13 protein-coding genes and 1 tRNA gene are annotated in these 15,512 nt (G+C 59.7%); 8 read left to right on the top strand and 6 right to left on the bottom strand.

Annotated features, from left to right (window positions below; translation table 11 throughout):
• Position 1 precedes the first annotated feature (1 nt).
• Together ACR0JC_RS03030 and ACR0JC_RS03025 are read right to left on the bottom strand one after the other, a co-directional pair.
• Positions 2-466, bottom strand: a complete 465-nt coding sequence (locus tag ACR0JC_RS03030; protein ID WP_170339012.1) for a disulfide bond formation protein B — start codon at positions 464-466, stop codon at positions 2-4.
• The gene (locus ACR0JC_RS03025; protein WP_093962156.1) at positions 463-1,041 is read right to left on the bottom strand and encodes a YqaA family protein; all 579 of its coding nucleotides are present in this window, start codon (positions 1,039-1,041) and stop codon (positions 463-465) included. The genes ACR0JC_RS03030 and ACR0JC_RS03025 overlap by 4 nt, the downstream gene beginning before the upstream one ends.
• Before the next feature lie 143 nt (positions 1,042-1,184).
• Between ACR0JC_RS03025 and ACR0JC_RS03020 the strand changes: the two genes are divergently transcribed.
• The 5 genes from ACR0JC_RS03020 to ACR0JC_RS03000 all read left to right on the top strand — a co-directional run bounded on the left by ACR0JC_RS03020 (position 1,185) and on the right by ACR0JC_RS03000 (position 5,739).
• A tRNA-Leu gene (locus ACR0JC_RS03020) sits at positions 1,185-1,270 on the top strand.
• A 575-nt stretch (positions 1,271-1,845) separates the two neighbouring features.
• Positions 1,846-3,264: a UbiA family prenyltransferase gene (locus ACR0JC_RS03015; protein WP_170339015.1), complete on the top strand. Its 1,419-nt coding sequence runs from the start codon at positions 1,846-1,848 to the stop codon at positions 3,262-3,264.
• Positions 3,261-3,683, top strand: a complete 423-nt coding sequence (locus ACR0JC_RS03010) for a GtrA family protein (RefSeq protein WP_170339017.1) — start codon at positions 3,261-3,263, stop codon at positions 3,681-3,683. The genes ACR0JC_RS03015 and ACR0JC_RS03010 overlap by 4 nt, the downstream gene beginning before the upstream one ends.
• Positions 3,680-5,005, top strand: a complete 1,326-nt coding sequence (locus ACR0JC_RS03005) for an FAD-binding oxidoreductase (RefSeq protein ID WP_170339019.1) — start codon at positions 3,680-3,682, stop codon at positions 5,003-5,005. The genes ACR0JC_RS03010 and ACR0JC_RS03005 overlap by 4 nt, the downstream gene beginning before the upstream one ends.
• A 2-nt stretch (positions 5,006-5,007) precedes the next feature.
• On the top strand, positions 5,008-5,739 hold the full coding sequence (locus tag ACR0JC_RS03000; RefSeq protein WP_254430705.1) for an SDR family oxidoreductase: 732 nt from the start codon (positions 5,008-5,010) through the stop codon (positions 5,737-5,739).
• Between the two features lie 23 nt (positions 5,740-5,762).
• Here ACR0JC_RS03000 and ACR0JC_RS02995 read toward each other — a convergent pair whose 3' ends face one another.
• Complete coding sequence (locus ACR0JC_RS02995) at positions 5,763-6,752, bottom strand: hypothetical protein (RefSeq protein WP_480763181.1); 990 nt, start codon at positions 6,750-6,752, stop codon at positions 5,763-5,765.
• Between the two features lie 474 nt (positions 6,753-7,226).
• Here ACR0JC_RS02995 and ACR0JC_RS02990 point away from each other — a divergent pair, with 474 nt between their 5' ends.
• The 3 genes from ACR0JC_RS02990 to ACR0JC_RS02980 all read left to right on the top strand — a co-directional run bounded on the left by ACR0JC_RS02990 (position 7,227) and on the right by ACR0JC_RS02980 (position 11,345).
• Entirely contained in the window at positions 7,227-8,195 is a 969-nt protein-coding gene (locus ACR0JC_RS02990; protein ID WP_170338481.1) for a TAXI family TRAP transporter solute-binding subunit, read from the top strand.
• Between the two features lie 112 nt (positions 8,196-8,307).
• On the top strand, positions 8,308-10,917 hold the full coding sequence (locus tag ACR0JC_RS02985; protein ID WP_170339024.1) for a TRAP transporter permease: 2,610 nt from the start codon (positions 8,308-8,310) through the stop codon (positions 10,915-10,917).
• Positions 10,914-11,345 (top strand): universal stress protein, encoded by a 432-nt coding sequence (locus ACR0JC_RS02980; protein ID WP_170339026.1) that lies wholly within the window; start codon positions 10,914-10,916, stop codon positions 11,343-11,345. The genes ACR0JC_RS02985 and ACR0JC_RS02980 overlap by 4 nt, the downstream gene beginning before the upstream one ends.
• On the opposite strand, the gene ACR0JC_RS02975 is transcribed toward ACR0JC_RS02980, so the two are convergent.
• From ACR0JC_RS02975 to ACR0JC_RS02965, 3 genes are read right to left on the bottom strand one after another with little or no spacing between them, the layout of a single operon-like run.
• Positions 11,269-12,384 (bottom strand): lipocalin-like domain-containing protein, encoded by a 1,116-nt coding sequence (locus ACR0JC_RS02975; RefSeq protein ID WP_480763177.1) that lies wholly within the window; start codon positions 12,382-12,384, stop codon positions 11,269-11,271. The genes ACR0JC_RS02980 and ACR0JC_RS02975 overlap by 77 nt on opposite strands.
• A complete protein-coding gene (locus ACR0JC_RS02970) occupies positions 12,374-14,788 on the bottom strand; it encodes an ABC transporter permease (protein WP_170339030.1) in 2,415 nt (804 codons plus the stop codon). The genes ACR0JC_RS02975 and ACR0JC_RS02970 overlap by 11 nt, the downstream gene beginning before the upstream one ends.
• A complete protein-coding gene (locus ACR0JC_RS02965) occupies positions 14,785-15,432 on the bottom strand; it encodes an ABC transporter ATP-binding protein (RefSeq protein WP_170338488.1) in 648 nt (215 codons plus the stop codon). The genes ACR0JC_RS02970 and ACR0JC_RS02965 overlap by 4 nt, the downstream gene beginning before the upstream one ends.
• Between the last annotated feature and the right edge of the window lie 80 nt (positions 15,433-15,512).

Below are 15,512 nucleotides of genomic sequence, written 5' to 3'. Positions count from 1 at the left end.
GTCAGCGCGCGCGCCAGGCGGCCAGCCACACCAGAACCAGACCTGCGGACAGCAGTGCGTTCCACCCAGCCATGGACAGCCCGAACATTTCCCACGGGATATCATCGCACCGCACCAACGGGGCGGCCATGATCTGCTCCATCAACTCCTCGGCGGACAGGCCGCTGATACTGCCCGATGTGCAACTGGACGGACCTTCCCACAGGCCGCGCTCGACCCCGGCGTGATAGACGCCGATGCCGGACGTGGCGGCGGCAGCGGCTGCGCCGAGGAGGGGCAGCAGGCGCACGCCCGGAAATGCAAAAGCCAGCACGCCGAGCAGCACAGCCGCACCATGCGGGTAGCGTTGCCAGATGCACAATTTACACGGTGCCATGCCGCCCAGATTCTGGAACCCCCAAGCCGCAAGAAGCAATGCTGCAGACCCACCCGCTGCCAGCAAAATGAGTGTCCGTTTCCGCGTCATATGTATTTCACCACCAGAAATCCGCCGATCAGAAGAATGATGAACAAGGTGAACATCAGCCCAAGCCGTTTTTCGATGAAGTCCCGGATAGGCTCGCCAAAGCCCCAAAGCAACCCGGCGACGATGTAAAACCGCAAAGCGCGGGCGAGAATCGAAGTGGCGATGAAAGTTCCCAGCGGCATTCCTGTCCAACCGGACATGATCGTGATGACCTTGTACGGGAAAGGCGTGACACCGGCGGTCAGAACGGCCCAGAACCCGAAATCGTTGAACCGCTGGTTGAATTCCTGCATCGCGTGACCCTTGCCCATCGCTTCGAGGATGGGTTGTCCGATGCTGTCGTAGAAGAACGCGCCGATTGCGTATCCCAAAAGGCCGCCCAAGACCGAAAAAACCAGCGCAACGGTGGCAATCAACCATGCCCGCGATGGGCGTGCCAGAATCATAGGGATCATCAGCACGTCGGGTGGAATCGGAAAGACCGAGCTTTCGATGAATGCCACAAATGCCAACACCCATAGTGCGTGTGGGTGGTCGGCCAGTCGGATCGTCCGATCATAAAGCGATTGCAGCATCAGCGCGTGTTCCCAAGCTTTGTCATGACGAGGCAAACCACGCGTCCGACGGGGCGTCAACCGATCTGTCCCGGGCTGTTCGTCGATTGACCGTTTTTTGCCTCTGGACCTTCGGCCAGATGGGCGGTAATTCAATGCGCGTGGCCCAAGTGGCGGAATGGTAGACGCAGGGGATTCAAAATCCCCCGCCTTCACGGGCGTGAGAGTTCGAGTCTCTCCTTGGGCACCACCACCGCACCCGTTTTGGTATAGTGTTCAGGGCATTTGCTCTGTCAAAGCTCGCGTGCTCGGCTGGCTGCACCTCGAGCATCCAGCCTCGAATTGGTGCGACGAAACTGCACGCGGAACAGTGGGATCCGGACCGTTGTCTGATGCGGTATCAGGTGCGGCGGTAGAGTTTCCAAATCGTCAACTATAGTCAGCGCAGGGGTCGTCTGTGTCTCCGTTGCACGGTGTCTCTGGCAGCGTATCCGCGCGTGACTGGGCGCTGAAGTGGGCGCATTCCAGAGTGACGTGATCCTTGAAGCTCGCGCAATATGAATACGGCCGCTTTGGGTGCGGAGCCGTCAAACACTTGAAAGAACGCGATTATGGTACAGCGTCACTGGGATAGGCCGTGACGCCATCATTTGGCCATAGAAATTGGTGAAACAAAGAGCCGTGACAGGCACTGACGTGATATCGAAGCAGGCTATGACGAGAAAGGTTGGCGGGCACGGCTGTGCAGTTGCCATGCCTTTTGAGCTTTGCAATAACGGACCTCATAGTTCCCCGTCCCGGGTAATGATTATAGTTGGTTGATTTATGTGCAAAATCCTTGTGGTAGATCTGGATGGCACTCTTTTGAAGAGTGACATGCTGTACGAAAGCTTTTGGTCGGCTTTCGGACGGAACTGGCGCAGCCCGTTTCACTCCGCCGCGGCTCTGTTGGGTGGACGCGCTTCTTTGAAACGTTACCTGGCCGAAGAGGCCGAAATTGACGTCACCTCGTTGCCTTATGATCCCAAGGTGGTGGAGTACGTCGAGAAATGGCGCGCTGATGGCGGCAAGACCGCCCTTGTGACGGCCTCGGATGAAGGCATTGCCCAAAGCATCGGAGCCCATCTGGGTATTTTCGACGAGGTTTATGGTTCCGACGGGTCGCTGAACCTGAAAGGTGAAAACAAGGCCGAGTTTCTGGACGAACGCTTTGGTCCGGGCGGATACGCCTATATGGGCGATTCCTACGCCGACCTTGCGGTGTGGCGAAGGGCCAATCTGGCGGTTTCCGTGAACGCGGGGCTGGGACTGGCGAAACAAGCGGAAGCGGTCGCACCCAAGGTCGAGCATCTGCACACACACGAAGTGACCGCCCGGTCCTATCTCAAGGCGCTGCGTCCGCATCAATGGATGAAGAACCTGCTGGTCTTTTTGCCGATGCTGGCGGCCCATCAACTGACGGGGCAGGTGTTTTGGTTGTCGTTGCTGGCTTTCATATCGTTCAGCCTGATCGCATCCAGTGTCTATGTTCTGAATGACTTGCTGGACCTTGCAGCAGATCGGGCGCATCCGCGCAAACGCGCGCGGCCGTTTGCTTCGGGCAGCATTCCGATTTCGTCCGGAACGTGGATGGCTGCCGGTTTGCTGATTTCAGGCTCGGTCATTGCAGCCACGGTCGGGCTGGAGTTTTTCCTGGTGATGGTGGCGTATTATGCACTGACGACCGGGTATTCATTGTATCTAAAGCGCCAGTTGGTCATCGACATCTGTGTCTTGGCCGGCCTTTACACGACCCGGATCGTGGCGGGTGGAGCGGCAACAGGGTTGGAGCTTTCGGTGTGGCTCCTGGCATTTTCGATGTTTCTGTTCCTGTCGCTTGCGGCGGTCAAAAGGCAGGCCGAGTTGGTGGACTATGCGGCACGCGGTAAATTGTCGGCAACCGGGCGCGGCTATCACGTGGATGACCTTCCGATTATCTCCATGATCGCCGTCAGTGCGGGTTATGTCGCCGTTCTGGTGATGGCGCTCTATGTCAGCTCGCCGGCGGTGGTGCAGCTCTACTCCTACCCGCAAGCCCTATGGGGCGTGTGTGCTGTCCTGCTGTTCTGGATCACCCGGACCGTCATGATTACGCATCGTGGCAACATGCACGATGATCCCGTGATCTACGCGGCCAAGGACCCTGTCAGCCTGCTTTGCTTTGCCATAATTCTGCTGTTCGTTGTCGCGGGGTCAATGCTGTGACGGTTCAGGGATTGATTCTGCGCTATTCCGCCTTTGCCATCGTGGCGATGGCCTTGAACCTGGCTGCGCAGCGCGCAGTCCTGTCGCTTGGCGAGGGTGGCTGGTACTTCGCGGCTGCAGTGTTTGCGGGTACTCTTGTCGGACTTTTGGTCAAATATACCCTCGACAAGCACTGGATTTTCTATGACCGGCAGACGGGACTGAAGGCCCACGGTCAGAAATTTTCGCTTTATACAGCGATGGGTGTGGTCACCACCGCAATATTTTGGGGCACCGAGACGGCCTTTTGGGTGGTTTGGAAAACCGATCTCATGCGCGAGGTTGGCGCGGTTATCGGGCTGACGGTGGGTTACGTGATCAAGTACCATCTGGATAAGCGCTTCGTATTCAACACCGGCGCGGCGGAGGCGCGGGCATGAGGCTTTCCGGCTGGGGCAGGTACCCCGTTCTTGAGACCAGAGTGATCGCGCCGCGCAGCGTCGAAAGCCTTCGATCGGTCGTGCGGGCAGGACCAGATGTGATCGCGCGCGGCAATGGGCGCGCCTATGGGGACAGCGCAATTGGCCTCACGACAACCGTACATACCCGGCATCTGAACAGGATGGTGTCCTTCGACAACCAGACCGGAGTGTTGGTTGCCGAGGCGGGGGTTCTGCTGGGCGACGTGATCGCAGCGTTTCTGCCTCGGGGTTGGTTTCCGATCGTTACACCGGGCACCAAATTCGTCACGATCGGCGGTGCCATCGCCGCAGATGTTCATGGCAAGAACCACCACCGCGTCGGTAGTTTCCGCCATTGCGTCGAATGGGTTGAGGTCATGGGCGATGACGGGGAGATCACCCGATGCAGCCGCGCGTCGAACAGCGCATTGTTCGATCACACCTTGGGCGGCATGGGCCTTACCGGGATCATCGTGCGGGCAGCGGTTCGGTTGCAGCCGGTCGAGACAGGTTGGATCAAGCAAAAGACCATAGCCGCACCCAGCCTTCAGGATGCGATGAATGCATTCGAGGCCGCACAGGATGCAACATACTCGGTCGCGTGGATCGACTGCTTGTCCACAGGCCGAAACCTGGGGCGGTCTTTGGTGATGCTGGGAGAACACGCTGCGGTCTCGGACCTGCCGGGGCGGTATGCCCGGCAACCCCTAATCTGCCCGACCAAGCGCAAAAAATCCGTTCCGATGGATCTGCCGTCGTTTGCCTTGAATCGCCATACGGTTCGGGCATTCAACGCCGGTTACTACTGGATGGGGGTTCGAAACGGCGATACCAAGCTGGTGAACTGGGATACGTTCTTTTATCCGCTGGACGCCATATTGGGATGGAACCGTATCTACGGTCGCAGCGGCTTTGCCCAGTTTCAATGCGCGTTGCCTATTCATCGTTCACGCGCCGGCCTGACCGAGCTTTTGCAAGCCATCGCTGGCAAGGGCATGGGTTCGTTTTTGTCCGTTCTTAAAAGATTCGGCCCGCAGGACAGTCCGTTTTCCTTCCCCATGGAGGGATACACGCTGGCGCTAGATTTCCCGATTTCCGACAAAACGCTCATCCTCATGGACAAGCTGGATCGGATCACTCTGGAACATGGTGGACGGTTCTACCTGGCCAAAGACAGCAGGATGTCGGCCAATACTTTGAACAGATCAGACGATCGCGTGACCCGATTCCGCGAGGCGCGCAACGTCAATGGTTGGCGGGACCGGTTCCGCTCGGCCCAGTCAGAAAGGCTTGAAATATGACAATGGAACCCGTTCTCGTTCTTGGTGCCCGGTCGGATATCGGCAAGGCCATCGCTCATGAGTTTGCCGAGCGGGGGCACCCGGTCCAGCTGGCCGCCCGGAATGCTGAGACGCTCGAGGCCGACAAGGCCGATATCGAACTGCGCTATGGTATAGGGGCAACCTTGCACGAGTTCGACGTTCTGGAAGCCAACAGCTTCGATGGGTTCATCGATGCGTTGCCTGAATTGCCGGGCATCGTCGTTTGCGTTGTCGGGTACATGGGCGAGCAGGCCGAGAACGAAAGGGACGCCGCCGCGGCTTCTCTGGTGATGCGCAGCAACTTCGAAGGGCCGGCTCAGATCCTCGGAGCCTTTGCCAACCGGTTCGAAGAGCGCGGATCGGGTACGATTGTGGGTGTCAGTTCCGTGGCCGGTGATCGGGGCCGGGCGACCAACTATGTTTACGGATCGGCCAAGGCCGGCCTGACTGCTTTTCTGTCCGGGTTGCGCAACCGACTCGCCAAGAAAGGCGTGCATGTCGTGACGGTTCTTCCGGGATTCGTCGACACACAAATGACCGAAGGAATGGACTTGCCCGAGCGTCTGACGGCGCAGCCGTCCGAGGTTGCCGCCGCAACGGCCCGGGCGGTCGAGCGCGGTCGGAACGTGATCTACGTTAAGCCGATTTGGCAACTGATCATGGCGATCATCCGAAACATCCCCGAGCCGGTGTTCAAGAAGCTCAGCATCTGACCTCGCGTTGCCGGGTGGCCTCGTCACTCATTGCCGTCTCTAGACGAAGTCGCGCGCCAGTTGTCGCTGGCTGCGAGGGCCTGAATGCAGCCCACGACAAAAAACGGCATGAAGTACATGACCAGCCGACCGATATTGAACTGTACGTTCAACATGGCGATGAGCGAGAAAAACGCCAGCAGCGCCAAAACGTCCGTCCGGCGTAGGACCTGATGTTCAGCTTGACCGGTCACGGCAATCCACCAGCAGGAGGTCAGAACCAACAACGGCCAGACGTTCAGATACAGTCCTTTGACACTTGTGCTGCCTTTCAGCGTGGACAGCGCGCTGGAGATGAATTGCCCAATCTCTCTCTGATTGTCGTTCACGCCCGGAAACGGAAATGCGGTAATGACAACCAGAAATCCAACGAACAGGCAAAACAGAGCGGCCGTGACCTTGGCCTCGTCGCTGCGCAAGGACATTATTGCCAATGCGCGCAGACCAAAGATCAGCAGCGTCACGATGATGATCTTTTCATTGATGAACGCGCCAAGAAACACGGTAAGAAGAAACCACTTCCATTTCTTCTCGGCAGCAAACAGAAGGGCCACTGTCAATGGAAAGACCGAGATGCCGTCATTGCCTTCCAGCGCCAGAAACTGCCCCAGAAACAGAACTGACGCGGCGCCGATGAATGCCCACTGCGCATTGGTTCCAACACGCCGCAGCAAATAGACGTAAACCAGAAGCGCCGTCAGAACCAGGTAGAAGACGTTGGCGGCACACATCGCGGCCAATGCCTTGGCATCAGCAACGCTGTCAGGAAGAAAGACTTCTCCCGACCCGGTGGACAGCGAGACGAACGGCAGATTGTAGAACGGCAGCGCAAGTATAACCGAGCCTATGCGGTAAACATGCGGCGAAGGGGGAACCCGGCCACGCTCTTCATCCAGAAGATACAGCAGGTAGTGGGAATAGTCGTCGAAAGAGACCGCGCCGAAGTAAACGACGCGATATGTGTCGAAAAACATCTCACCGGCGGCGACCGTGAAGACCAGCGCCAGAAACAAATGCCAGCGGAACTCGCTGATTGATGACGATTTGCTTTGCAATGAAGAATAACCAATCACGCTGTGAACTCACACGAACAGGAAAAAAACAAATAACCGATTGTCAGAAAACAAGAAATCTTCGAACTCAGCGACCTGAGAGATCATACTTGACGCGCCACAGACCGGTCAACACGGTGCGACACCCCTTGTTGCGGGGTCAAGCCGGGGAAATTTTTGGGTTCCACGTCATATGTGCGTCCCGACGCCGGGGTCGGGCGCTTAACGCTTGACAACAGAGGTACTGGCAACAAACCATCGTGACTGTTGGGAGAATTCGGGAAAATTTGAGCTCATCCGTTGCCTGCTCATGCGGATTGTCATAATGGCTCGTCCCCCGGACAAGGGGCCTTTGGCCTGTCTTCCGTCCACAATAAGAATCTTGGGAGTTCCTAAATGATCAAGAAAAGCAAGCTCAGCCTCGGCGCGGTCGTGACCGCTGCCCTCATGGCTCCGGCGGCTTATGCCGAAGAATTCATCACCATCGGCACCGGCGGTGTGACCGGCGTGTACTATCCCACCGGTGGCGCGATCTGCCGCCTGGTGAACAAGGGCCGCAAAGAACATGGCGTGCGTTGCTCGGTCGAATCGACGGGTGGATCGGTCTACAACATCAACACCATTCGCGAAGGCGAACTGGAATTCGGTGTGGCCCAGTCCGACTGGCAGTACCATGCCTACAACGGCACCTCGAAATTCGAGGAAAACGGCCCGTTCGAAGAGCTGCGCGCCGTATTTTCTGTTCACCCCGAGCCGTTTACCGTGGTGGCCCGTGCCGATTCCGGCATCAAGAACTTCGAAGACCTGAAGGGCAAGCGCGTCAATATCGGCAACCCCGGTTCCGGTCAGCGCGGCACCATGGAAGTTCTGATGGAAGCCCTGGGCTGGACCACGGATGACTTCGAACTGGCAACCGAGCTGAAGGCCGCAGAACAGTCGGCCGCGCTGTGTGACAACCAGATCGATGCGATGGTCTACACCGTCGGCCACCCGTCCGGTTCGATCCAGGAAGCCACCACTGCGTGCGACTCGGTTCTGGTGAACGTCAGCGGTGAAGCCGTTGACAAGCTGGTTGCCGACAACTCGTTCTACCGTACGGCCACCATCCCCGGCGGCATGTATCGCGGTTCGGACGCTGACACTCAGACCTTCGGTGTGGGCGCGACCTTCGTGACTTCGGCAAACGTGTCTGACGATGCGGTGTACGCGGTTGTCAGCTCGGTCTTCGAGAACTTCGACGACTTCAAAAAGCTGCACCCGGCCTTTGCCAACCTCAAGCCTGAGGAAATGATCAAGGACGGTCTGTCGGCTCCGCTGCATCCGGGCGCCGAGAAGTACTACAAGGAAAAAGGCTGGATCCAGTAACCCACCTTCAAGTCCAGAAACGAGGCGCTGTTCGCGCCTCGTTTTCAACCGGTGAGACGCCGGAAAGACCAAAGCTGCGCCGGAAACCGGCCGTTGGACGGGGAGACATTTGATGAGCGCTGATCAACAGGGCAATCGTCCGTTATCCGAAGAAGAACTACAGGAACTGGTCGCATCCTCGGATGCGGGTGCCCGGGACCCGGCTGGAAATGTCGGCTTGTTCCTCGCGATCGTGGCCGCAATCTGGTCGATCTTTCAAGTCGTTCTGGCGTCACCGATTGCCAACTACGTCCTGCCCGGCAGCGTTGTGAACAACGCGCGTCAGTTTCATTTGGCCTTCGCGTTGTTCCTGGCCTTCGCGGCTTATCCAGCGCTGAAATCCAGTCCGCGAAACTACATTCCGATCCAGGATTGGATCATGGGTGTTCTGGGGGCCGGTGTCGCCCTTTACGGTTATTTCTTCTATGACAAGATCGTCAATGCGGGCGGTCTGGCGGATGATGTCGACAAATGGATCGCCCTCGGCGGCTTGATCCTGCTGTTCGAAGCCGCGCGGCGCGCGCTTGGCCCCGCCATGGCGATCATTGCGACGATCTTCCTGGCCTATGTGTTCTTCGGCTCGTCCGAGTGGGTGCCCGAAGTGATCCGGTGGAAAGGCGCCAGCCTGAAAAAGGCGATGAGCCACATGTGGATCACGTCCGAGGGTGTGTTCGGCATCGCCTTGGGTGTTTCGACGAAATTCGTGTTCCTCTTCGTTCTGTTCGGCGCTTTGCTGGATAAGGCCGGGGCAGGGAATTACTTCATCAAGATGGCCTTCGGCGCGCTGGGTCACCTGCGCGGCGGTCCGGCCAAGGCCGCCGTTGTCGGTTCGGCCGCAACCGGCCTGATTTCGGGCTCGTCCATCGCCAACGTCGTCACCACCGGCACCTTCACCATCCCGCTGATGAAGCGCGTAGGCTTTACCAGCGAGCAGGCCGGCTCGGTCGAGGTTGCAAGTTCGGTCAACGGCCAGATCATGCCGCCCGTGATGGGCGCCGCCGCCTTCCTGATGGTGGAGTACGTGGGCATCTCGTATGTCGAGGTCATCACCCACGCCTTCCTTCCGGCGGCGATTTCCTACATTGCGCTGGTCTACATCGTCCATCTCGAGGCCGTGAAGCGGAACATGCCCACTCTGGGCGACCGCGACGTGCATCTGGCGCGGACGGTCGTGGGGATGCTGATGTTCTTCCTGGTGTTTGCGGGGCTCTGCTATGGTTCGCAGTTCCCGGTGGATGCTGTCACAAGCTGGGCGCCGTCCAGCGCTGGTCTGATCCTGAGCCTGGCGGTGTGCGCCGTCTATGTTGCTCTGCTGTTCCTGGCGGCTCAGGTTCCCGACCTTGAGCCCGATGACCCGAACGCGACCGAAGTGAAGCTGCCGGTGATCTCCGAGATCTACAAGGCCGGCCTGCATTACCTGCTGCCGATCATCGTTCTGGTCTACTTCCTGATGATCGAACAGAAGTCGCCGGGTCTGTCGGCCTTCTGGGCAACCGCGCTGCTGTTCGTGATCCTGCTGACGCAGAAACCGCTCAAGGCGATTTTCCGGGGTCAAAGCGATCTGGCAAACTCCTTTGTCGATGGGGTTGCCGATCTGTGGCAGGGCCTGATCGACGGCGCGCGCAACATGATCGGCATTGCGCTGGCCACGGCCACGGCCGGCGTTATCGTCGGTACCGTGACCCTGACCGGTGTGGGGCAGGTGATGGCCGATCTGGTCGAGTTCCTGTCCGGCGGCAATCTGATCCTGATGCTGGTGATGGTCGGGCTGCTCAGCCTGATCCTGGGCATGGGTCTGCCGACCACAGCAAACTATATCGTCGTCAGCTCGCTGATGGCGGGCGTTGTGGTCGAACTGGGCGCGCAAAGCGGCCTGATCGTGCCGCTGATCGCGGTGCACCTGTTCGTGTTCTACTTCGGCATCATGGCCGACGTGACGCCTCCTGTGGGTCTGGCCAGCTTTGCTGCGGCCGCCGTATCGGGCGGTGACGCGATCAAGACCGGCTTCACTGCGTTCTTCTACAGCCTGCGTACCGTGGCGCTGCCTTTCGTGTTCATCTTCAACACCGACCTGCTGCTGATCGATGTCACCTGGGTTGAGGGGATCATAGTGGCCATATTCGCCACGATTGCGATCCTCGTGTTCACGGCCGGAACGATGGGCTACTTCCTCACCCACAGCCGAATCTACGAAAGCGTTGCGCTGATTGCGATCGCCTTCGCGCTGTTCCGGCCGGACTATTTCATGGATCGCATCTCACCCTCGCACCTCGAGGTTGAGCCGGCCGGATTCGTGCAGGCCATTGGTGAGGCTGAACCAGGCACCGACGTGCGGGTGGTGGTCAGTGGTCCGGATTTCGACACCGGCAACATGACCGAGACCACGGTCGTCGTCAGCGTGGGGTCCGAACCTGATGGTGCGGCGCGTGTAGATGCCATGGGCTTTTTGTTGATCGAGGAAGATGGCCTGGTGAAGATGGACGAACCTATGTTCGGCTCGCCCATCGCCGATGACCTGGCCAATTTCGACTATTACGCGGACGAGCCGGTGCGTATCGCATCCGCCGATCTGCCGGTCACCCAGCCGCCAAAACAGTTGATCTATATCCCGGCCATGCTGCTGCTGGGGTTGATCGCCTTCCTGCAACGCGGCCGTGCCGCCAGACAAGAGGTGCCCGCATGACAAAGTCCGTCCTGTGCGCCGTTGATATCAGCAACGGCAATATCGATGCTCCTGTCCTGAAAATTGCCGCGAAACTGGCCGATCTCGACGGGGCCCAGCTGGACGTGGTGACCGTGCTGCCGGATTTCGGTGAAAGCTGGGTGTCCGGCTTTTTCCGGCCCGACTTCCACGACAAGGCGCAGCATGAAGCGCATGACAAGCTGGTTGAGCTGTGTGTCGATGCAGTCGGGTCGGAGCGCAATGCCAAGATCCGCCATGTCGTTGCAACCGGCACGGCCTATCAGGAGATCCTGAAGACCGCCGAAAGTGCCGGCAGCGATCTGATCGTGATCGGTGCGCACAAGCCGGATTTCAAGGACTACCTGCTGGGACCGAACGCGGCGCGAGTGGTGCGCCACTCGAACGTTTCGGTCTACGTGGTCCGCTAAACCCGCTAGTGCCGGTCATCTCAAGGTAGCCGCGCCCCTCGTGGCTGCCTGACACGGTGACTGGACCCTCCCAGTATTGAAAGCGCGTCCCCATCCAGGCTTGGGTGTTCTGAGCTTGGACGCGAATGTCCAGATCCTCACCCGGGATGGTCACGCGCCAATCCGTCGGAACATCGCGGTCCGCCACCCGGCTGGTTTCCAGTGGTGTGAATATAACCGACCCGTCCGACAGGCTGCGGCTGGAACCGTCCGCGTTGATCCAGGTGGCCGAGGTATAGTCCCCACGTCCGCCGCGCAGGCGAAACGCCATCAACTTGTCGCCGTCCTCGAAACTGAGTGAGAACCAGTCCCACCCGGATTGATCGGCGGACAGAGGCTGGGAAGACCACTCTCGGTCCAGCCATCCGTTCCCGGTGACCGCTACATCGCCGTCGGGCAGATGCAGCGTGCCCTGGACGGCGTAGCCCGGCTGCGAATAATAGTAGCTGGCCTGCCCATCAGCGGATTTTACGGAAAAGCCATTCTCACCATGAAAAACCAGCGGCCCCGAGGCAGACAGGTTCAGGTCGTACCCGAAATCGGCTCCGTTTGCAGTCAGGGTCAGGGTCTGGAGCGTTGGTCCTGCCATGCGCCATTCGTCGATCCATGCTTCGAACGGGTCGGCCGTGACACCGGCCTGACCAATTCCACCACGAGACAGGCGCTCGGCAAAAAAGTGGCGTTCCGGAGTTGTCAGCGCGGCATGGCCCATCCAGATCTGTGGGCTTTGCCAGCCGGCGGTTTCAAATGGCTTCAAGGCAGAGCGAAACAGAGTCCACTGTATGCCGTAGTCCCGACCGTCCTCCCCGGTCAGGTTGGCCGTCAGGTACCACCATTCGATCCGATAGGACGGATGCGGGCCGTGGTCGGCGGGGAATTCGAACTGGTACTCTGGTTGTGGTACGTCAAACCCGTCGGCTGAGCCGCCCAAACCGGCAAACCCCTGCGCCATTGCCGCAAGGGGCCAGAACAGCGCACACACGAGTAGTTTAGCGTTCATTGGCAAAGACCCTCAGCAGATCGGCCGGCGGCATCCGCCGAAGCCGCCAGGCAGGCAGCGCCGCGGCAAGGGCGGCGGCCACAAGTGTCCACAGCATGAGCTGCACCCATGACGACGGGAAAAGGTGCATGGGTAGCCGCCATCCAAACGCCTCGACATTGATGACGGCCAGCAGAATCCAAGCCAGTGCCAGACCCAGCGGCAAGGCGAGGCAGGCGGTAAGGAAAGCCAGAACCATGCTCCGCGCCAGTTCCAGTTTGGACAAATGCGACAGCGTCAGCCCCATTGCCCAGACCGGAGCGATCTGAGGCAGCCGCTGGGTCCAGAGCGTAAGCAAGCTGGTCAGAATGGCGAAGCCGGCCACGCCAAGCGTCAGGATGTTCAGCGCGGATGTCACGACAAATGTCTTTTCGAAGATCGCCATGGACTGCGCCTTCACCGCGGCCTGCCCGATGATCGCGCCGGGGTCCAGATCAAACCTGTTCTGCAGATCGGCCGCCAGCTCATCTGAGCGCTCCGGAGCGATGCGAATACCAAACTGTCGGTTTTCGGCATTTGGCGCGATCCTGCCGAACAGGTCCATTGAGACGATCGCTTGCCCGGTCGGATTGCCGTAGTCGGAATAAACGCCAGCGATTGCCAGAGTGTGATCGGCGGTCAGAGCAATCGAATCCCCAGGCCACAGATCAGCACGGCGGGCCAGCTGTTCGTTGATCAGGATGGCGCCGTCGGACAGAACCTTGGTCCATACGTCCGGGGCAGCGGCGACAAGGGGCCAGTTGTCCCGGTAGGTCGCATGATCGACCACTCCGTACAGAAACAGCGGGCCTGTGGGATGATCCAGCTCCACATTCCGTATCGGCAGGACTGCGTCAACGCGCGGGGTCAGCCATGTCTCGATCTCGAGACCTTGATCCGAGTCCTTTGCCGTGATGTACAGCTCGGCCATCAGGCGCTGGTCCAGCCAACCGACGAAGGTAAGCCGGAAGCTGGACACCATGGTTCCGACACCGATATTGGCGGCCAGGGCCAGCAGCAGGGCCTTCAGCGCAAGCGACAGGCCCGGCAGCTGGGCCTGCATGTCGGCCAGCACCCACTGCCGCACCGGGTCACGGACGCGCCCTGCGCACAGGTGCAATATGCTGGACAGAACCAGAGGCAGCAAAAGGGCGCTGCCGGTCAGAATGCCTGCCATCAGAGCGAAACCAGCGACCAATCCGTCAAAAAGAAGAAAGATCACGAACCCGCCAAGAGCGAGCCACACACCCGCCAGTCCGGTCACGACGGCTCTTGTGCTGCGGCCACGCCATGCCTGCAAGCCTGGGCCGGACAATATCGGCAGTCGGCTCAGACGCCACAGGGCGTATCCGCTGGCTGCCAGGGTTCCTGTGATGGACATACCCAGCCCGGTCAGCACCCAACCGCCTCTCAGTTGCAACTGGCCATCCACCGGAGCCCCATAGAGCCCGCGCAGGGTTGCGGCGACATCGGGCAACAACGCTCCGGCCAGAAAAAAACCCAGCAGCAGGCCCATGGATCCACCGATCAAAGCCAGACCTACAAGTTCGGCCAGAATGATGCGGGAAAGCGTCCCCATCGGGACTCCCATCGCCCGCAGACTGCGGACCATTCCGCGGCGCTGCGCAAAGGCCAGCCCAACCGTTCCATTTACAATGAACAGCCCGACGGCGAAGGACAGCAGGCCGAACGCGGAAAGGTTCAGGTGGAAGCTGTCGGTTAGGCGGGCAGTGTCGACGCTGTTTCCGGGGGGCTGGCGGTTCAGCTCTGGCGCAACCTGGGACAGGGGCGCAACTCCGCGAGGCTGATCGGGCAGGATGGCAAGTCGCGAAATCTCACCCGGTTTGTTCAGCAACGTCTCAGCTACGCCGATATCGGTCAGAACCACATTGGGGGGAAGCGCGGTACTGGCGATAGCCGGTGGAAGATCGGGCCGATCCTCCAGCATCGGCACCAAGTCTGGTGGCGCCAGCAGTCGGCCGGGCGCGGTCAGCATGGTCGCCGGGTCGGGTGAGGCCTCTTCCTGTTCCAGTTGCGTTACCGCCGGAAGCGGGGGGTAGGAGACAAGGTCCACTCCGGTCAAAAGAACCGAGCGATCCCCAACCCTGTACCGACCTTCCAGAACGGCCGCGACCTGCCATCCGGCGCGACGCAGATTTACGTATGTGTCCAAAGGAATGTGGCCGGATGGATGCCGCAGCATCTCTATCTGCCCAAGCGCCAATTGTTGGTTGGCACGCGCATAGCTGGCCCGGGCTTCGGCGTTGATGGCCTGGACCGCCGACCAAAGGCCTGTCGCAAGCGCGATTCCGATCAGCAGCGTGGCCAGTTGGATGCGGTGCCAACGCCAATGCGACCAGAGGGCCTGGATCACGGTGCGAGTCATGCGATCCGACCGTTTGCCAGATGCGCCGTTCGATCAAGCCGAGCCGCGATCACGGGCGAATGCGTCACCAACAGCAGGGCTGCCCCGGTATCCGCGACCAAGGACAGCATAAGGTCCAGAACCGCCGCGCTTGCAGTCTCGTCCAGGTTTCCCGTCGGCTCGTCCGCCAGCAGCAGCTTGGGCCGGACGGCAAGGGCCCGGCCAATCGCGACCCGCTGTTGCTGGCCGCCCGACAGATGTTCGGGATAGCGTTGGGTCAAATCGGCGAGACCGAGCGTCGCGGTCAGATGCGCGAGCCACTCGGGGTCAACTCGATTTGCCAGCCGGGCATGAAATGACAGGTTCTGCGCAACCGTCAGTGACGGGATCAGATTGAATTGCTGGAACACCAGGGACACGTCTTCGCGCCGTAGCAATGCGCGGCCGCGATCGTCCAGTCGCGACAACGCCGTGCCATCCAGAACGATCTCACCGCTGTCAAAACTGTCCAGCGCGCCGGCAAGGTTCAGCAACGTGCTTTTGCCGCTGCCACTTTCGCCGGTGATAGCAAGCGTCTGACCGCGTTCCAGCGACAACGAAACGTCGTTCAGGACAGGCCGCCCGCGCGGGTAGGTTTTGTGGATATTCTGTATTTCCAACAACATGATCAGTCTCACTTGGTGCGCTCTACAATGTGCGGCGCGCCGATCCGCTGTCCAGCCTTCAAAAAGTTTCGGTTCTTTTC

Source organism: Ruegeria sp. CH5, from assembly GCF_056537025.1.
This window is presented reverse-complemented; position numbering and strand designations above follow the sequence as displayed.